Here is a 17,761-nt window from a genome sequence, read left to right on the forward strand (position 1 = left end):
GCGTGTCGACGGCATATCATGCCTCACCCCGCGCGCTTCAACCACTCGCGCGGATCGCCGGCCCGCCCCGCGTCGGCGGAGAGGGCGGCGCAGAGATCGGCCATCGCCGCGAGGTTATGGATCGGCCGGAACTGGTCGACATGCGGCAGCATCGCGCGGATGCCGCTGGCCCGCGCCGCGAAGGCGTCATAGCGCAGCAGCGGGTTCAGCCAGATCAGCTGGCGGCAGGAGCGGTGCAGCCGGTCCATCTCGAAGCCGAGATCGTCGCCGAGATCGCGCTCCAGCCCGTCGGTGAACAGCAGCACCACCGCGCCGCCGGAGAGCACGCGCCGCGACCAGTTGCGGTTGAAGGCGTGCAGCGCCGAGGCGATGCGCGTGCCGCCTTCCCAGTCCGGAGCCGCCTTGCCCGCCAGCGCCAACGCCTCGTCGGGATCGCGGGCGCGCAGCATCCGGCTGATATTGGTCAGGCGCGTGCCGAACACGAAGGAGTGCACGCGGCGGCGCCGCTCGGTCAGCGCGTGCAGGAAATGCAGGAAGATGCGGGAATACTCCGCCATCGAGCCGGAGATGTCGACCAGCGCCACCAGCGGCGGCGCGACCTCCGCCCGCTCGCGGAAGGCGAGATCGATGACCTCCCCGCCATGGCGCAGCGAGCGCCGGAAGCTGCGGCGCGGATCGATGCGCCGGCCGGCCGGCGCAGGTTGGAAGCGGCGCGTCCGCACGGTGTCGTCCGGCAGGCGCAGCGCGGCGATCAGACGGCGGGCGCGCGAGATCTCAGCCGCGGTCATCTGCGCGAAGTCGCGCGTCTGCAGGGTCTCGCGTGCCGAGACGGTCAGCCGCGCCGAGAACTCGGTCAGCTCCACCGGCTCGTCCTCGTCGCGCTCGGGCGAGGCGAAGGCCTCGGCCACCCGCAGCGCCCCGGCCTCGGGCGGTGGCGGCGGCTCGTCGACGCGCGGCGTGGACGGCGACATCTGCGCCATCAGCTTCTCGATCAGGCCGCGCCTACGCCAGAACAGCCGGAAGGCCTGATCGTAGAGCGGGCTGTCCTCGTGGCGCTTCACGAAGATCGCGTGCAGGGCCCAGTAGACCTCTTCGCGGCCGCCCAGGGCCCCCTCGCCAAGCGCCTCGACCGCCTCGACCACCTGCCCCGGCCCGACGCGCAGGCCCGCGGCGCGCAGGGCGCGGGCGAAATGCGCGACGTTCTCGGGCAGGCAGCCGCTCATCGCCGGCTCAGCCCCGCGTCTCGACCGCGAAGACCTTCTGGACCACCTGCCAGCGGCCGCCGATCTTCAAGAACGACAGGAGATCGACGAAATAGCGCGGCGGGATCTGGCACTTCACCTTGACCAGAGCCATCCCCGGGGCGGCGAGGTCGATCGTCAGGATATGGTCGGCGCGCGCCAGCCCGGCCGCCTGCGGCGACTGGCGCCCGCCGACACGCTCCAGCCATTGCGCGCGCGGCAGGATCGAGACCTCGCCGCCCTCGAGATGGGTGAGCGCGCTGGTCGGATGGAAGACCGAGGCGAGCTTGGCGGTGTGCCCCTCGTAGAGCCCGTCGAGATAGGTGCGGGTCGCGGTCTCGATCGCCCGGATGTCCTCGTCGTCCATGGTCGTCCTCCCTCGTCGCCGGCATCGTCCCGGCCGTTCCCGCCCGGCGCTCAGCGCGCGGCCTGCTTCGCCCGGTCCAATAGCTCGGTCAGGCTCGAGCCCTGCATGGCCTGGATGTCGTCCTGGTATTTGAGCAGCGCACCCAGCGTGTCGGAGACGATCGCCGGATCGAGCCCCACCGCGTCGAGTTCGACCAGCGCGCTCGCCCAGTCCAGCGTCTCGGCGACGCCCGGCGCCTTGAACAGCTCCTCCTTGCGGATCGCCTGCACGAAGGCGACCACCTGCCGCGAGAGCTTCGCCGGAGCCTGCGGCGCCTTCGCCTTGAGGATGGCGAGCTCGCGCTGCGCGTCCGGATAGCCGACCCAGTGATAGAGGCAGCGGCGCTTGAGCGCGTCGTGGATCTCGCGGGTGCGGTTGGAGGTCACGATCACGATCGGCGGCTCGGGCGCCCTGATCGTCCCGAGTTCGGGGATAGTCACCTGCGCATCGGCCAGCACCTCGAGCAGGAAGGCCTCGAAGGCCTCGTCAGTGCGGTCCAGCTCGTCGATCAGCAGCACCGGCGCCCCGCCCTCCTGCGGCTCCAGCGCCTGCAGCAGCGGTCGCTTCACCAGATAGCGCTCGGAGAAGAGATCGCTTTCGAGCCGCGCCCGGTCGTTCGCGGCGCCACCGGCCTCGGCGAGGCGGATCGCCATCATCTGCCCGGCATAGTTCCACTCGTAGACGGCGGAGGCGAGGTCGAGCCCCTCATAGCATTGCAGCCGGATCAGCCGGCGCCCCAGCCCGGCCGAGAGCACCTTGGCGATCTCGGTTTTGCCGGTGCCGGCCTCGCCCTCGAGCAGCAGTGGCCGCTTCATCCGCAGCGCCAGGAACAGCACGGTGGCGAGCGGGCGGTCGGCGACGTAACCCTGCGCCTGCAGCAGGGCGAGCATCGCGTCGATCGAGTCAGGCAGCGCGTGCGTCATGCGGCATCCATGGTGATCGGCCGGGGCGGCGTCGGCGGGAGCGCCCCCGGTTTGGGCTCCCGTAACCCTTAGTCGCTAAGACGGGGCAGGAACAGCGAGCGGAGGCCGCGCCATGCTCCTCGTCATGTACATCGTCGCCATCGTGGTCGAGGCGATGTCGGCCGCGCTCGCCGCCGGCCGGCGCAGCATGGACTGGGTCGGCGTCTGCATGCTCGGCTGCGTCACCGCGCTCGGCGGCGGCTCGGTGCGCGACATGCTGCTCGGGCATTATCCGCTCGTCTGGGTGAAGCATCCGCACTATCTGCTGATCACCGCCGGCGCGGCGCTGTTCACCATCGCCGTCGCCCGCGTCATGCACCGGCTGCGAAAGCTCTTCCTGCTGCTCGATGCCATCGGCCTCGTGCTTTTCACCGTGATCGGCTGCAATGTCGCGCTGGAGATGCAGCTGCCCTTCGTGATCGTCATCGCGGCCGGGCTGATCACAGGCTGCGTCGGCGGCGTGCTGCGCGACGTTCTCTGCGCCGACATCCCGCTGCTCTTCCGCAGCGAGCTCTACGCCACCGTCTCGGTGGTCACCGGGCTGGTCTATGTCGGCGGGCTCCAGGTCGCACTGCCGCACGACCTGATCATGGTGATCGCCATGGCTGTCGGTCTGACGCTGCGCATGATGGCGCTGCGCTTCAACTGGAGCATGCCGAAATTCGTCTATACGCAGGACCTGCATTGAGCCGGGGCGAGCGTGCCGGAAGCTTGCGCGCCCGGCACGACGCCGCTCACTTGCCGGTGGCCATCGCGACCGCCTGACGGGCCATCACCCCGATCAGATGGGCGCGATATTCGGCGTCGGCGTGCATGTCGGCATTGATGCCGTCCGCGCCATGGGCCAGCCCGTCCAGCGACTTCACCGCGAAGCGCGCCTTCAACGCCGCCTCGGCCTCGGGCCAGCGGAAGACCCCGCCCTCGCCCGCGCCGGTCACCGCGACCGCGACCTCGCCGCCGCGCTTGGCGACGAAGACGCCGACCATCGCATAGCGCGAGGCCGGGTTGCGGAACTTGGCGTAGCCGGCCTTGGACACCACGGGGAAGGAGACGCGCAGGATGACCTCGCCTTCCTCCAGCGCGGTTTCGTAGAGGCCGGTGAAGAACTCCGCCGCCGAAAGCTTGCGGCGGTTGGTGACCACGGTGGCGCCCAGCGCCAGCAGCGCCGCCGGATAGTCCGCCGCGGGGTCGTTGTTGGCGACCGAGCCGCCGATCGTGCCGCGATGGCGCACCGCCGGGTCGCCGATATGGCCGGCAAGATAGGCCAGCGCCGGAATGGCGTCGCGCACCACGGGCGAATTGGCGACCTCGGCATGGGTCGTCATCGCGCCGATGATCAGGTTGCGCCCCTTCTGCGCAATCCCCTTGAGATCGAGGCAGCCGGAGAGATCGACCAGCGCGGTCGGCGCGGCTAGCCGCTGCTTCATCGTCGGCAGCAGGGTATGGCCGCCGGCCAGGAGCTTGGCGTCCTCCTTCTTGCCGAGAAGCGTCGCGGCCTGACGGGCGCTCGCCGGGCGATGGTAAGTGAAGGCGTACATGGGCCCTGTTCCTTCGTCGGAGAGATCAGGCTCGCCCCGGCGCAAGCACGCCGGGGCGAGGAAGATGGGTTATTCCGCGGCCAGCCGCGAGACGGTCCTGCGCGCGGCGCGCCAGACCGCCTGCGGCGTCGCCGGCATGGCGATGTCCTCATGGCCGAGCGCGTCGGTGATGGCGTTGATCACGGCGGGCGGCGCCGCGATCGCGCCCGCCTCGCCGCAGCCCTTGATGCCGAGCGGGTTGGACGGGCACGGCGTCACCGTCATCCCGACCTGGAAGGACGGCAGGTCGTCGGCCCGCGGCATGCAGTAGTCCATGAAGCTCGCGGTCACGAGCTGCCCGTCGCCGTCATAGCGCGCGCCTTCCAGCAGCGCCTGCCCGACGCCCTGAGCGATGCCGCCATGCACCTGCCCCTCGACGATCATCGGGTTGATGACGTTGCCGAAATCGTCGACGGCCGACCAGCGCTCGATCGTTGTCACGCCGGTCTGCGGGTCGATCTCCAGCTCGCAGATGTGGACGCCGGCTGGGAAGGTGAAATTGGTTGGGTCGTAGAACGCCCCCTCCTTCAGCCCCGGCTCCAGCTCCTGGCCGCTGAACTTGTGCGCGATATAGGCCTGCAGGGCGCAGGAGCCGAAATCCAGCTTGCGATCGGTGCCCTTCACCGCGAAATGCCCGTCCGCGAACTCGATGTCGGCCTCGTCGGCCTCGAGCACATGGGCGGCGACCTTCTTGCCCTTGGCGATCACCTTGTCGAGCGCCACAGCGATGGCCGACATGCCGACCGCACCCGAGCGCGAGCCATAGGTGCCCATGCCCATCTGCACCTTGTCGGTGTCCCCATGGATGATCGAGACGTTCTCGATCGGCACGCCGAGCCGGTCGCTGACCAGCTGGGCGAAGGTGGTCTCGTGGCCCTGGCCGTGGCTGTGCGAGCCGGTCAGCACCTCGACCGTGCCGACCGGATTGACCCGGACCTCGGCCGATTCCCACAGGCCGACGCCGGCACCGAGCGAGCCGACCGCAGCGGAGGGCGCGATGCCGCAGGCCTCGATATAGGAGGAGAAGCCGATGCCGCGCAGCCGGCCGCGCCGGGCGGAATCGCGCTTGCGCTTCGCGAGCCCCTTGTAGTCCGCCAACTCCAGCGCCTTCTTCATCGAGGCGGCGTAGTTGCCGGTGTCGTACATCATGATCACCGGCGTCTGGTGCGGGAACTGCCGGATGTAGTTCTGCATGCGGAACTTCGCCGGGTCCTTGCCGAGCTGGCGCGCCGCCATCTCGACCAGCCGCTCGACCACGAAGGTCGCCTCCGGCCGTCCGGCGCCGCGATAGGCGTCGACCGGGGCCGTGTTGGTGTAGACCGCGTCGACCTCGCAATAGATCGCCGGGATGTCGTACTGGCCCGACAGCAGCGGCGCATAGAGATAGGTCGGCACCGAGGAGGAGAAGGTCGAGAGATAGGCGCCGAGATTGGCGGTGGTGTGCACGCGCATGCCGAGCATCCGTCCGTCCGCATCCATCGCCAGCTCGGCATGGGTGACGTGGTCGCGGCCATGCGCGTCGGCCAGGAAGGCCTCGGTGCGGTCGGAGGTCCACTTCACCGGCCGCCCGACCTTCTTCGCCGCCCAGACGCAGACCGTCTCCTCGGCATAGATGAAGATCTTCGAGCCGAAGCCCCCGCCGACATCCGGCGCGATCACCCTGAGCTTGTTCTCCGGCGCGATGCCGATGAAGGCCGAGAGCACCAGTCGCGCCACATGCGGGTTCTGGCTGGTGGTGTAGAGCGTGAAGACGCCGTCGCCGTCGTCATAGTCGCCGACGGCCGCACGCGGCTCCATCGGGTTCGGCACCAGCCGGTTGTTGACGAGGTCGAGCTTGGTGACATGGGCCGCCTTGGCGAAGGCCGCCTCGGTCGCCGCCTTGTCGCCGAGATGCCAGTTGAACACCGTGTTGTCCGGCGCCTCGTCATGGACGACCGACTTGGCCTTCGCCGCCCCCGCAGTGTCGACCACGGCCGGCAGCACCTCGTAATCGACGGTGATCGCCTCGGCCGCATCGCGCGCCTGGGCCAGCGTCTCGGCTACGACCACCGCGACATGGTCGCCGACATAGCGGACCTTGCCCTGCGCCAGCGCCGGGTGCGGCCCGGCCTTCATCGGCGTGCCATCCTTTGAATGGATCATCCAGCCGCAGATCAGCCCGCCGATCTTGTCGGCGGCGAGGTCCTCGCCGGTGAAGATGCCGAGGACGCCGGGCATCGCGGCCGCCGCCGCCGTATCGACGCTGCGCAGGCGGGCATGGGCGTGCGGCGAGCGCAGGAAGAAGGCGTGCGCCTGGCCGGGCCGGTTGATGTCGTCGGTATAGCGGCCCTGGCCGGTGATGAAGCGGTGGTCTTCCTTGCGGCGGACGGGGGCGCCGATTCCGGTGGCGGACATGGTTTCCTCCTGGCGTGGCGCCTCTTGTCGGGCGCTTGCTGCATGGACTGGGCTTGACGGCTGCTTGCGGGCCGCGCGGGCCCGGTCTCCGGAACCCGCTATTCGGCGGCCTGCCTGGCCGGTTCGCCCATTGCCTCCGCCCCGGCGGCGATCGCCTTGACGATGTTGTGGTAGCCCGTGCAGCGGCAGATGTTGCCGTCGAGATCCTCCCGGATCGTCGCTTCGTCCAGCGCATTGCCCCGGCGGTTCACCATGTCGACCGCCGTCATGATCATGCCCGGCGTGCAGAAGCCGCACTGCAGCCCGTGATGCTCGCGGAAAGCCTCCTGCATCGGATGCAGCGCGCCGCCCGCGGCCAGCCCCTCGATGGTCGTGACCGAGGCCCCCTCGCAGGACACCGCGAGCGTGGTGCAGGCCTTCACCGCCTTGCCGTCGAGATGCACGACGCAGGCGCCGCACTGGCTGGTGTCGCAGCCGACATGGGTGCCCGTCAGGCGCAGGTTCTCGCGCAGGAACTGTACCAGGAGCGTGCGCGGATCGATCGTCGCGGTGACGGGCTTGCCGTTCACCGTCATGGTCACATTGGCCATGGGGCATCCCCTCCGAAGCCTGTTCGTCCAGAGCGGAGCGAAGACATCTCGACGCGCCGCGCGGGCCTCCGGAGACCGCAGCGCCTCCGAAGACATTTTTCTTGGAACAACTACAAAACCGAGTTTGGCCCCGCATTTCGCCGGGGTCAAGCTGGCGGCCCTGCTGCGAAAGGCTGATTTCGCGGCAGTTTCGGGCAGTTTTCCAGAACGGCCCGCCAGCGCCCCTCTTCGACATTTGTTAAGGTCGAATCCCGATAATCGCGCGTGAAGACGGCATCAGATCGTCCAGACAATTCGGGGGACGCAGTGGCCACGATCCTGGAGCACGTCCGCAGACGCCTGGAGACCCTGGCGTATGACGAACAGCAGCGCCTGCGCCTGCGGCGCTATCGCGCCATCGTCGAGCGCGAGATCGAGCGGGTCGTCGCCGAGGATTTCGAGCGCGCCTTCGAGATCCACCCCCGCATCAGGGATGCCGTCGCCCCGGTCGCGGCCGAACTCTACGCCGCCGAGGCCCGTCATTTCCGCCTGCTCTTCGACGGCGATTTCGACGCCGCCTACTGCGACTCCCTCGAGCGGCTGAACGAGCTCGAGCGACGCGCCGAGGTCGGTGCCCGGGCCCGCGCCTCGATCGCCTTCACCCTCTTCCGCCTCTTCCTCGCCGAAAAGCCGCTCACCCTGGCGCGACGCAAACAGGCGCGCGACCTTTTCGTCATCGAGCGACTGCTGACCTATGACGTCAACACCGCGATGTCGCTCGACAAGCGCGCCGAGGCCGTCGACGCCAGCCGGCGCAGCACGGCGCTCGACCAGGTCGCGGCCACGCTGACCGCGCGCATCACCCAGATCGACAGCGTGATCACCACAGCGGTCGACGATTTCGCCGCCACCTCAGACGAGACCGCCGCCGCCACCAGCTTCATCCAGGACCAGGTCGCGCTGGTCGCCAAGGCCTCGACGCTGGTGCGCGAGCGCGCGCTGCAGACCGCGGCGGCCACCGAGGAGATGTCGGCCAACATCGCCGAGATCGAGCAGCGCGCCCGCCAGAGCCTCGCCATCACCAACCGGGCCGTCGCCGACGCCGAGGCGATGAACGGCGCCATCGCCCATCTGCGCGACGTCGCCAGCAGCATCGGCACCGTGGTGGGCATGATCGCCGACATCGCAGCGCAGACGAACCTGCTCGCGCTCAACGCCACCATCGAGGCGGCCAGAGCCGGCGAGGCCGGGCGCGGCTTTGCGGTCGTGGCCTCCGAGGTCAAGACGCTGGCCACGCAGACCGCCGGCGCCACGCAGGAGATCGCCCAGCAAATCTCCAAGCTCGCCGCCAGCACCGAGGCCTGCGACCAGCGCGCTTCCTCGATCGGCGGGACGATCCGCGAGATCAGGACGGATTCGGAGGCGATCTCCGAGGCGGTGGCGCAGCAGAGCCAGGTCACCGGCGCCATCGCCCGCGACGCGGCGGCCGTCGCCTCCTGTTCCGACGAGGCGATCGACAGCGCCCGCCGGGTCAACGACAGCCTGGAGGCCAGCGCCCGGGCGCTGGAGCGCGCCAACGCCGCCGCCTCCCACATCGCGCTTCAGGTCGGCGCCGCCGAGACGGCGGTCGGCGAAACGCTGGCGGCGCTGCGCAGCGTCTCCTGAGCGATCAGCCCTCGGCGACCGCCTTGGCGAAATTGGCGAAGAACTCGTCGGCCAGCTTCTTCGAGACCGAATCGATCAGCCGCGAGCCGAGCTGCATCAGCTTGCCGCCGACCTGCGCGTCAACCTCGTATCGCAGCAGCGTCTGCCCGCCCTCGGCGTCCTCGAGCATCACCTTGGCGCCGCCCTTGGCGAAGCCGGCGATGCCGCCCTCGCCCTTGCCGACGATGCGGTAGCCGTTCGGCGGATCGAGATCCTGCAGCTCGACCTCGCCCTTGAAGGTCGCCTTCACCGGGCCGAGCTTGATCTTCACCACCGCGGAGAAATGCGTGTCGTCGTCCTTGCTGAGCTGCTCGCAGCCTGGGATCGCCGCCTTCAGCACCTCGGGATCGTTGAGCTTCGCCCAAACCACGTCCTTGCCCGCCGGCAGGATCGCCTCGCCCGTCATCGTCATCGCCATGATGCCGTTCCTCCCTCAGTCACGGACCACGCCTGCCGGCGCTTTGACAATCCATGGCCGGAAAGCACCGGCGCGCACAAGGGGCCGGCGTACTCAGGCGGCGCCGAAATGGCGCTCGCGATAGATCAGCCCCGGCCCGGCCCCGCCGCCGCCGAGCCCGACCACCTCGCCGATCAGGATGCGATGCGTCGCGACCGCATGCGTCGCGACCAGCCGGCAGTCGAAGGCAGCGAGCGCGCTGGCCAGCGCCGGCGCGCCCGTGGTCAGCGCGCGCCACTGCCCCGCCCCGAAGCGCGCTTCGCCGAACAGGCCGCGCTGCCCGGCGAAGACGGCGGCGAGCTCGCGGTCGGCCTCGGCCAGCGTGTTGACGCAGAAGACGCCATTGGCCTCGATCGCCGCCAGCGTGCGGCTGCCGGCCGAGACGCAGACCAGCACGGTCGGCGGCGCGTCGGAGACGGAGGCGACAGCCGTCGCCGTCAGCCCGGCTCGCCCGCCGGCGCCCGCCGTGGTGACGAGATGCGCCGCGCTGGCGACCCGCGCCATCGCATCGCGGAAATCATGGGCGGAGGGAACCGCGACGGGCGCGGCGGCATCGGCGGTGCTGATCATCGGGCCTTGGGTCTGCGGGAGCGGAAAAGGCGCTCGCCGTTCATTTAGGCGCTCGGGACGGCGAAGGCCAGTTCGGCGCGCGACGGCCGACACGCATTGCCGCTGCCCGGCCCGCGCCCTAACCTCGGCAGCATCTGACCCGGGCGACGACCGCGGCCGGCCGGAATCGAATCCTCAACGCGACGGCCCAAATCCATGGCGACACACACTTTCTTCTGCGTCGACGGCCATACCTGCGGCAACCCGGTCCGGCTCGTCGCCGGCGGGGCCCCGCCGCTCGAGGGCGCGACCATGGTCGAGAAACGGGCGCACTTTCTCGCCGCCTTCGACTGGATCCGCACTGGGCTGATGTTCGAGCCGCGCGGCCACGACATGATGTCGGGCGCGATCCTCTATCCACCGACGCGGCCCGACGCCGACATCGCCTTCCTCTTCATCGAGACCTCGGGCTGCCTGCCGATGTGCGGCCACGGCACCATCGGCACCGTGACCATGGCGCTGGAGCGCGGCCTCGTCACGCCGCGGCAGGAGGGCGTGCTGAAGATCGACACGCCGGCCGGCCTCGTCACCGCGACCTATGTCCGCAACGGCGATCACGTCGACAGCGTGCGCATCACCAATATCGCGAGCTATCTCCACGCCACCCGGCTGGCAGCCACGGTGGAAGGGCTCGGCGAGGTCACGGTCGACGTCGCCTATGGCGGCAATTTCTACGCGATCGTCGATCCCCAGCCGGCCCTCGACGACATCGCCTCGGTCAACCCGTCCGACCTGCTGCGCTGGAGCCCGAAGCTGCGTGCCGCGCTCAACGCGGCATACGACTTCGTGCATCCGGAGAACCCGGCGATCCGCGGCCTGTCGCACATCCTCTGGACCGGCGCGCCGACCCGGCCGGAGGCCCATGCCCGCAACGCCGTGTTCTATGGCGACAAGGCGCTCGACCGCTCGCCCTGCGGCACCGGCACCTCGGCGCGCATGGCGCAATGGGCCGCCAAGGGCCGGCTCGCGGTCGGCGACGACTTCGTGCACGAGAGCATCATCGGCACGCTCTTCCGCGGCCGCGTCGAGGCGGCAGCGAAGGTCGGCCCGCATGACGCGATCATCCCCTCGATCGAGGGCTGGGCCCGGATGACCGGCTACAACACCATCTTCATCGACGACCGGGACCCGCTCGCCCACGGCTTCCAGCTGGCCGACCGGCCCTGAGCGGGCGCACGGCTCAGGCGAAGCGCGACGGCGCGAAGGGCGTCGGATCGACGAAGACCGGCCGCCCGGTCACCATCTCGGCGATCATGCGGCCGGTGACGGCGGCGAGCGTCAGCCCGTGATGGGCGTGGCCGAAGGAGAACCACAGGTTCCTGTGCTTCGGCGCCGGCCCGATGATCGGCATCATGTCCGGCGTGCAGGGCCGCGCCCCGAGCCAAGGCTCGGCATCGATCCGCTCGCCGAGCGGGAACAGGGTCTTCGCGATCGGCTCGGCCCGCGCCAGCTGCACCGGGGTGCGCCGCGCATCGCGTGCCGCGAATTCGGCACCGGTGGTCAGGCGGATGCCCTGCTTCATCGGCGCGAGGAAATAGCCGCGCTCGGTGTCGAGCACCGGATGGTTCAGCACCGCATTGCCGAGAGGCTTGTAATGCATGTGGTAGCCGCGCTTGACCGCCAGCGGCAGGCGATAGCCGAGGCGGTTGGTCAGCACGTCGGCCCAGGGGCCGAGCGCCACCACCGCATCGCGGGCCTGCGCCACCGTGCCGTCGGCCAAAGTCACGCTCCAGCCCTCGCCGTCCTGGCGCAGCGTGCCGGCGTCGCCGCGGGCGCTGCGCCCGCCGAGCCTCTCGAACAGAGCGAGATAGGCGCGCGACAGGCCGAGCGGATCGATGACCGTGACCGGGTCGGTCCAGTGCAGGCCGCCGATCAAGCTGGTGTCGAGATGCGGCTCCTCGGCGCGCAGCGCGGCGGCGTCGAGCGCGCGGTAATTCAGCCCGAAATCGCGGTTCCAGCGCGCGGCCTCGGCCAGGCGGGCCGCCTGCTCGCCCTCGCTGCGGAACACCTTCAGCCAGCCCTTGCGGCGCAAGAGCTCGGTCGCCCCGGCCTCCTGCGCCAGCGCATCGTGCTCGCTGACGCTGTGCTCGATCAGCGTCGCGTATTTGTGGGCGATGGCCTCGTGCTGCGAGGCGCGCGAATGCAGCCAGTAGGACCACAGGAACGGCGCGAGCTTCGGAATCGCGCTCCAGTGGTAATGCGCATCGATGGTGTTGTTCATCGCGTAGCGGATGAGCGCACCGAAATCATGCGGGAAGCCATAAGGGTAGACGCCCTCGCGCTGGATCAGGCCGGCATTGCCGTAGCTGGTCTCGCGCCCCGGCTCGCCGCGATCGACGAGGAGGACGGAGCGGCCCGCCTTCTGCAGATGGAGCGCGACCGAGATCCCGACGATCCCGGCACCCACAACGATCGCGTCGGTCCGCATGGACTCACACTCTCCGTTCGACCCTCTTGTGCCCCAAGGATAGCGCGTCCGCCGGCCCTGTCAGCACTCGCGCGCGATCATGCGGCCTATTGCGCAAATTATCGCTGATCGCGTCGCATCTTGACTATCTTGCCGCAACATCGGGCGAGCTTGGCGCCATAGTGCGAATTTTATACCGCGCCGAGCCGCCGAGGACATGCCCCCGCCACGCCGCCCCCCAATGCGCGCCGGGGAGATGACTATAGGGCACGGATCATCCACTGTGACCTCTTTGCGCCGACAGCGGATCTCATGCTCGGATTGATCGCTTCGTTTCTCGCCTGGCTGGGCCGCTACGGCACGCAGTGCTTCGCCCTGTCGATCATGCTCGGCCTCGCTTTGCCGCAGTTCTCGGCCGCCGCGCGCCCGCTCCTGCCGGTCGCGATTTTCTGCTTCACCCTGATCGTCTTCCTGCGCGCCGATTTCGGCGTGATCGCCGGGCTGGTGCGCCGACCGGCGCGGCTGATCGCGACCTGCCTCTGGCTGATCGCGGTGCCGCCGCTGATGATCGCGATCGCCTTCGCCCTGGTCGGCCGCGAGGCGATGGACCCCGGCCTGGTGCTCGGCATCGCCATTCTCGGCTCGGCCCCGCCGATCATGTCGGCGCCGGCGGTGGCGATCATCTACGGCTTCGAGCCCTCGCTGATGATCGCCGGCGTGATCGTCACCACCATCCTCTGCCCGATCGTCGCACCGATCTCGGTCGAATGGCTGGCCGGCGCCGCCGTGCCGCTCGACCTGATGGTGCTGACCATGCGGCTGCTGATCTTCATCGGCGGCGGCATGACGGCCGCCTTCGTGCTGCGCTACTGGCTCGGCCGGCAGCGCATCGTCGAGCTCAAGCCCAATCTCGATGGCTTCGGCGTGCTGATGTATTTCGTCTTCGCCATCGCGGCGATGGACGGCGTCACCCATGCCGCGATCGAGCGGCCGGGCCTGGTCGCCAGCTTCCTCGCCGTGGTCTTCGCGATCTCGGCGGCCGGGCTCGGCCTGTCCTATCTGCTGCTGCGCATCCTGCGGCCGTCCGAGCGCTTCATGATCGGCTACGGCACCGGCCAGCGGAACATGGGCCTGCTGATCGCGGCGCTCGGCGCCGGCGTGCCACCGACGACCTTCCTGTTCTTCGCCCTGGCCCAGTTCCCGATCTATCTGCTGCCCTGGCTGCTGGGCGGCATCGCCGCCCGCATCCGCCGCGGCGAGACGGGCTGACGGAAATGGCGTCGGCACGCCGGCAGCGGCGCGCCGGCATGGCATCGGCGTCCTGCGAAAAGTGCTTTCCCCTTTCCGGTCCGATGTTCTAGACCGCCCGCATGAGCACGCTGCGCATCGCCCCCTCCATCCTCTCCGCCGACTTCGCCCGGCTGGGCGAAGAGGTCCGCGCCATCGACGAGGCCGGTGCCGACTGGATCCATTGCGATGTGATGGACGGGCATTTCGTGCCGAACATCAGCTTCGGGCCCGACGTGCTGAAGGCGATCCGCCCGCATACGAAAAAGTTCTTCGACGTGCATCTGATGATCGCCCCGGTCGACCCTTACGTCGAGGCCTTCGCCAAGGCCGGCGCCGACCTGATCTCCTTCCATGTCGAGGCCGGTCCGCATCCGCACCGGACGATCCAGGCGATCAAGGCACAGGGCAAGAAGGCCGGCATCGTGCTCAACCCCGGCACGCCTGCGAGTGCCGCCGAGGCACTGATCGCCGATGTCGACCTCGTCCTGCTGATGACGGTCAATCCCGGCTTCGGCGGCCAGAGCTTTATCCATACGGTGGTCGACAAGATCGCCCAGCTCCGCGCCCTGATCGGCGACCGCCCGATCGCGCTCGAGATCGACGGCGGGGTGACGCCCGAGACCGCACCGCTCGCGGTCAAGGCCGGCGCCGACACGCTGGTCGCCGGCTCGGCCGCCTTCAAGGGCGGCCCATCGGCCTACGCCGCCAACATCGCGGCGATCCGCAAGGCGGCCGAGACCGCCCGCGGCGACTGGGTCTGAAGGCGATCACGGCAGGAGCCCGTCTTTCCGGGGCGCCGCGCAAGCGGCGAACCCGGAATCCATAACCGCGCCTGACCGGTCAGTCGCCCCTGACCGCCTCGTCTTCCTGGCCAGCGGCCATGGGGTACGGGCTCGGGCCTTACGCCCGCCCCGGACAGGCTGCCCGATTCAGAGCTCGATCGCGCTGAAACCGCCATAGATCATGCGGGCGCCGTCGAAGGGCATCGGATTGGCGCCCGGCGCCATGCGCGGATCCTCCATCATCTTCTGCCAGGCGGCGTCGCGCGCTTCCTTGCTCGGCCATTCGATCCAGGCGAAGACCACGACCTCGTCCTCCTTCGCCGCGACGGCGCGATGGAAGTCGGTCTGCTTGCCATGCGGGACGTCGTCGCCCCAGTTCTCGGCGATGCGCGTCGCGCCGAATTCCCTGAACAGCGGCGCCATAGCGCGGGCGTGCGCGGCATAGGCCTCGCGATTGGCGGCCGGCACGGCTGCGACGAACCCGTCGACATAGGACATGAGCGTTCTCCCTGCTGATCGGCCCTCGGCTGGGCCCTGCCCCGAACCTAGCAGGGCGGCGGTGCCCACTCCTGTCAGCAGGGCGTCGAGCCCTCACCGGCATTCCGTCTGCGGCCCTTCCGTGCTAGCGAGCCGGCAAGCCCTTCATCGTCACGTCGCGAGCCCGCTATGATCCCCCGCTATTCCCGCCCCGAAATGGTCGCGATCTGGGAGCCCCAGACGCGCTTCCGCATCTGGTTCGAGATCGAGGCGCATGCGACCGACAAGCTCGCCGAACTCGGCGTGGTGCCGAGGGAGGCCGCGCAGACGATCTGGGCCAAGGCCCGCGACGCGGAGTTCGACGTCGCCCGCATCGACGAGATCGAGCGCGTCACCAAGCACGACGTCATCGCCTTCCTGACCCATCTCGCCGAGATCGTCGGCCCCGAGGCGCGCTTCGTCCATCAGGGCATGACCTCCTCCGACGTGCTCGACACCACGCTGGCCGTGCAGCTCGCCCGCGCCGCCGACATCCTGATCGCCGATGTCGACGCGCTGCTCGCCGCCATCAGGCGCCGCGCCTTCGAGCACAAGCTGACCCCGACCATCGGCCGCTCGCACGGCATCCACGCCGAGCCGGTCACCTTCGGCCTCAAGCTCGCCCAGGCCTATGCGGAGTTCGACCGCTGCCGCGCCCGCCTTATTGCCGCGCGCGCCGAGATCGCGACCTGCGCCATTTCCGGCGCCGTCGGCACCTTTGCCAATATCGACCCGCAGGTGGAGGAATACGTCGCCGCGCAGATGGGCCTGACGCCCGAGCCGGTCTCGACCCAGGTCATCCCGCGCGACCGCCACGCCATGTTCTTCGCCACGCTCGGCGTGGTCGCCTCTTCGGTCGAGCGCCTCGCCACCGAGATCCGCCATCTGCAGCGCACCGAGGTCTACGAGGCTGAGGAGTATTTCTCGCCGGGCCAGAAGGGCTCCTCGGCGATGCCGCACAAGCGCAATCCCGTGCTGACCGAGAACCTGACCGGCCTCGCCCGCCTGGTGCGCGGCATGGTCACGCCGGCGCTGGAGAACGTCGCCCTCTGGCACGAGCGCGACATCTCGCACTCCTCGGTCGAGCGCATGATCGGCCCCGACGCCACCGTGACGCTCGACTTCGCGCTGGCGCGCCTGACCGGCGTGATCGACAAGCTGCTGATCTATCCGCAGAACATGCGCAAGAACCTCGACAAGCTCGGCGGCCTGCACAATTCGCAGCGCGTGCTGCTGGCCCTGACCCAGGCCGGCGCCAGCCGCGAGGACAGCTATTCCATGGTCCAGCGCAACGCGATGCGCACCTGGGAGCACGGCGAGGACTTCCTCACCAACCTCAAGGCCGACGCGGACGTCACCGCCCGGCTCTCCCCTGCCGCGCTCGAGGCGATGTTCGACGAGGGCTACCACTTCAAGCACGTCGACACGATCTTCCGGCGGGTGTTCGGAGAACACTGACCGTGACACGATTCACGAAGGTCAATTTCTCTGCCGGAGATCTGAAGCGAATACATCCAGCACATCGCGGATATTTGATTGCAAGCTCACACGCTTGTAATCAAATAAATTTTTCTAAGATATATCACATTCTTGAGAACGATAATCTTGTTGATCGCTCTCCTGAGAATGCCTTTATCGCGATAAGACAGTTAAATTTACTGAGATTTTGCATCTCATCGATCTTTGAATTTAATACACTAACTTCAAACTACCTTGGATCCATAAAGGAAATATTTCCTACCTTTGCAGAGAAACATAAAAAATCACACGCAGCGATAGTTCGAAAAATTTCAAACGAACGATGGGTAAAAATATTAAGAAACAAATTTTCGTTTCATTTCAGTGCGACAGAGTCACTCGAAATGCTAGAGAATATGCCTGACGACCACGGCCTATATTTTATTTTTGGGAACAGCATTGGCGAAGTAGCCTACTCATTCGCCGAGGAAATTGTTTCATCGAATCTCGCCTATGGTGCAGGAAACGGTCAAATCAAAGCAGGCTCTGAAAAGCTGTGGGAAACGATGAGCAATGCATCCAGCTCGATAATGAACTTTCACGCCATTTTAGTATCAGATATTTTATATCAATATAACCTAAACAAAGACTTTGAAGAGATTGAAGCCAAAAATGAATCATATGGCTCACCAGGAATAAATTTCATTCCAGTATTTATCCGATCCAAACAATAAAATGAGATACAGACTTCACACCGAAACTAAATTCACAAACTAAGAATCCGTCATGCGCACCTCCGACGCAGAAATCCTCATCATCCCCGGCTGGTCCGGCTCCGGGCCGGACCATTGGCAGACCCGCTGGGTCGCGCGCCTGTCCACCGCCCGCGTGATCGAGCAGGACGACTGGTACAGGCCGACCCGCGACGGCTGGGCGCAGCGCATCGTCGCGGCGGTGCGGGCGGCGAGCAAGCCGGTCGTGCTCGTCGCGCACTCGGCCGGCGTCTCGGCCGTGGCCCATGCCGCGGCCCATCTCCACCCGCACGACGTCGCCGGCGGCTTTCTGGTGGCGCCGGCCTCCGAGCGGGCCAAGCGCGCCATTCCGGAGATGGAGAGCGCCTTCATCGATCTGCCGCGCAAGCCCCTGCCCTTCCGCAGCGTGCTGATCGCCAGCCAGACCGATCCCTATTGCACGCCCGAGGAAGCCAAGGCGCTGGCGGAGGCCTGGGGCTCGGAGTTCGTCGATGCCGGCGATAGCGGCCACATCAACAGCGAATCCGGCCACGGGCCCTGGCCGGACGGGCTGATGCGCTTCGCCGGCTTCCTCAAGCAGCTCTCGGCGCACTGATCTACAGACGCCGCCAGTAGATTGTTAGGCTTCGCCTGCTAC

18 protein-coding genes are annotated in these 17,761 nt (G+C 68.1%); 8 read left to right on the plus strand and 10 right to left on the minus strand.

Annotated features, from left to right (window positions below; translation table 11 throughout):
* Nucleotides 1–23: 23 nt before the first annotated feature.
* The 3 genes from ABE438_RS00395 to ABE438_RS00405 are packed head-to-tail and all read right to left on the minus strand — an operon-like array spanning nt 24 to nt 2,570.
* The gene (locus ABE438_RS00395) at nt 24–1,223 is read right to left on the minus strand and encodes a vWA domain-containing protein (RefSeq protein WP_346500124.1); all 1,200 of its coding nucleotides are present in this window, start codon (nt 1,221–1,223) and stop codon (nt 24–26) included.
* Nucleotides 1,224–1,230: 7 nt separating this feature from the next.
* Complete coding sequence (locus ABE438_RS00400; protein ID WP_346500126.1) at nt 1,231–1,608, minus strand: nuclear transport factor 2 family protein; 378 nt, start codon at nt 1,606–1,608, stop codon at nt 1,231–1,233.
* 50 nt (nt 1,609–1,658) lie between these two features.
* Nucleotides 1,659–2,570, minus strand: a complete 912-nt coding sequence (locus ABE438_RS00405; protein WP_346500128.1) for an AAA family ATPase — start codon at nt 2,568–2,570, stop codon at nt 1,659–1,661.
* A 112-nt stretch (nt 2,571–2,682) separates the two neighbouring features.
* Here ABE438_RS00405 and ABE438_RS00410 point away from each other — a divergent pair, with 112 nt between their 5' ends.
* The gene (locus tag ABE438_RS00410) at nt 2,683–3,297 is read left to right on the plus strand and encodes a trimeric intracellular cation channel family protein (RefSeq protein ID WP_346500129.1); all 615 of its coding nucleotides are present in this window, start codon (nt 2,683–2,685) and stop codon (nt 3,295–3,297) included.
* 46 nt (nt 3,298–3,343) lie between these two features.
* On the opposite strand, the gene ABE438_RS00415 is transcribed toward ABE438_RS00410, so the two are convergent.
* The 3 genes from ABE438_RS00415 to ABE438_RS00425 all read right to left on the minus strand — a co-directional run bounded on the left by ABE438_RS00415 (nt 3,344) and on the right by ABE438_RS00425 (nt 7,170).
* Nucleotides 3,344–4,147 carry an FAD binding domain-containing protein gene (locus ABE438_RS00415; RefSeq protein ID WP_346500131.1) on the minus strand — a complete coding sequence of 268 codons (804 nt, stop codon included), beginning with the start codon at nt 4,145–4,147 and terminating at the stop codon, nt 3,344–3,346.
* A gap of 69 nt (nt 4,148–4,216) precedes the next feature.
* Nucleotides 4,217–6,580, minus strand: coding sequence for a xanthine dehydrogenase family protein molybdopterin-binding subunit (locus ABE438_RS00420; RefSeq protein ID WP_346500132.1), 2,364 nt, complete (start codon nt 6,578–6,580; stop codon nt 4,217–4,219).
* A 98-nt stretch (nt 6,581–6,678) separates the two neighbouring features.
* Nucleotides 6,679–7,170, minus strand: coding sequence for a (2Fe-2S)-binding protein (locus ABE438_RS00425; protein WP_346500134.1), 492 nt, complete (start codon nt 7,168–7,170; stop codon nt 6,679–6,681).
* Nucleotides 7,171–7,476: 306 nt separating this feature from the next.
* On the opposite strand from ABE438_RS00425, the gene ABE438_RS00430 reads away from it, so the two are divergent.
* Nucleotides 7,477–8,814: a methyl-accepting chemotaxis protein gene (locus ABE438_RS00430; RefSeq protein WP_346500136.1), complete on the plus strand. Its 1,338-nt coding sequence runs from the start codon at nt 7,477–7,479 to the stop codon at nt 8,812–8,814.
* A 4-nt stretch (nt 8,815–8,818) separates the two neighbouring features.
* Here ABE438_RS00430 and ABE438_RS00435 read toward each other — a convergent pair whose 3' ends face one another.
* The gene (locus ABE438_RS00435; RefSeq protein ID WP_346500137.1) at nt 8,819–9,271 is read right to left on the minus strand and encodes a CoxG family protein; all 453 of its coding nucleotides are present in this window, start codon (nt 9,269–9,271) and stop codon (nt 8,819–8,821) included.
* Between the two features lie 93 nt (nt 9,272–9,364).
* Nucleotides 9,365–9,880: a flavin reductase gene (locus ABE438_RS00440; protein ID WP_346500139.1), complete on the minus strand. Its 516-nt coding sequence runs from the start codon at nt 9,878–9,880 to the stop codon at nt 9,365–9,367.
* A gap of 195 nt (nt 9,881–10,075) precedes the next feature.
* Here ABE438_RS00440 and ABE438_RS00445 point away from each other — a divergent pair, with 195 nt between their 5' ends.
* The gene (locus tag ABE438_RS00445; protein WP_346500141.1) at nt 10,076–11,086 is read left to right on the plus strand and encodes a 4-hydroxyproline epimerase; all 1,011 of its coding nucleotides are present in this window, start codon (nt 10,076–10,078) and stop codon (nt 11,084–11,086) included.
* Between the two features lie 13 nt (nt 11,087–11,099).
* Here ABE438_RS00445 and ABE438_RS00450 read toward each other — a convergent pair whose 3' ends face one another.
* Entirely contained in the window at nt 11,100–12,347 is a 1,248-nt protein-coding gene (locus ABE438_RS00450) for an NAD(P)/FAD-dependent oxidoreductase (protein WP_346500143.1), read from the minus strand.
* Nucleotides 12,348–12,647: 300 nt separating this feature from the next.
* On the opposite strand from ABE438_RS00450, the gene ABE438_RS00455 reads away from it, so the two are divergent.
* Both ABE438_RS00455 and rpe read left to right on the plus strand, forming a co-directional pair.
* The gene (locus ABE438_RS00455) at nt 12,648–13,595 is read left to right on the plus strand and encodes a hypothetical protein (RefSeq protein WP_346500145.1); all 948 of its coding nucleotides are present in this window, start codon (nt 12,648–12,650) and stop codon (nt 13,593–13,595) included.
* Nucleotides 13,596–13,696: 101 nt separating this feature from the next.
* Nucleotides 13,697–14,377 (plus strand): ribulose-phosphate 3-epimerase, encoded by a 681-nt coding sequence (rpe, locus tag ABE438_RS00460; RefSeq protein ID WP_346500146.1) that lies wholly within the window; start codon nt 13,697–13,699, stop codon nt 14,375–14,377.
* 168 nt (nt 14,378–14,545) lie between these two features.
* Here rpe and ABE438_RS00465 read toward each other — a convergent pair whose 3' ends face one another.
* Nucleotides 14,546–14,896, minus strand: a complete 351-nt coding sequence (locus ABE438_RS00465; protein WP_346500148.1) for a DUF1428 domain-containing protein — start codon at nt 14,894–14,896, stop codon at nt 14,546–14,548.
* A 168-nt stretch (nt 14,897–15,064) separates the two neighbouring features.
* Between ABE438_RS00465 and purB the strand changes: the two genes are divergently transcribed.
* Genes purB through ABE438_RS00480 form a run of 3 tightly spaced genes read left to right on the plus strand, consistent with a single transcriptional unit; the run spans nt 15,065 to nt 17,719 of the window.
* Nucleotides 15,065–16,372 carry an adenylosuccinate lyase gene (purB, locus tag ABE438_RS00470; protein ID WP_346500150.1) on the plus strand — a complete coding sequence of 436 codons (1,308 nt, stop codon included), beginning with the start codon at nt 15,065–15,067 and terminating at the stop codon, nt 16,370–16,372.
* A 2-nt stretch (nt 16,373–16,374) separates the two neighbouring features.
* Nucleotides 16,375–17,106: a hypothetical protein gene (locus ABE438_RS00475; protein WP_346500151.1), complete on the plus strand. Its 732-nt coding sequence runs from the start codon at nt 16,375–16,377 to the stop codon at nt 17,104–17,106.
* A gap of 52 nt (nt 17,107–17,158) precedes the next feature.
* The gene (locus tag ABE438_RS00480; RefSeq protein ID WP_346500153.1) at nt 17,159–17,719 is read left to right on the plus strand and encodes an RBBP9/YdeN family alpha/beta hydrolase; all 561 of its coding nucleotides are present in this window, start codon (nt 17,159–17,161) and stop codon (nt 17,717–17,719) included.
* Nucleotides 17,720–17,761: the final 42 nt, after the last annotated feature.

The organism is Allobosea sp. TWI1241, from assembly GCF_039673065.1.
Classification (GTDB): Bacteria; Pseudomonadota; Alphaproteobacteria; order Rhizobiales; family Beijerinckiaceae; genus Allobosea.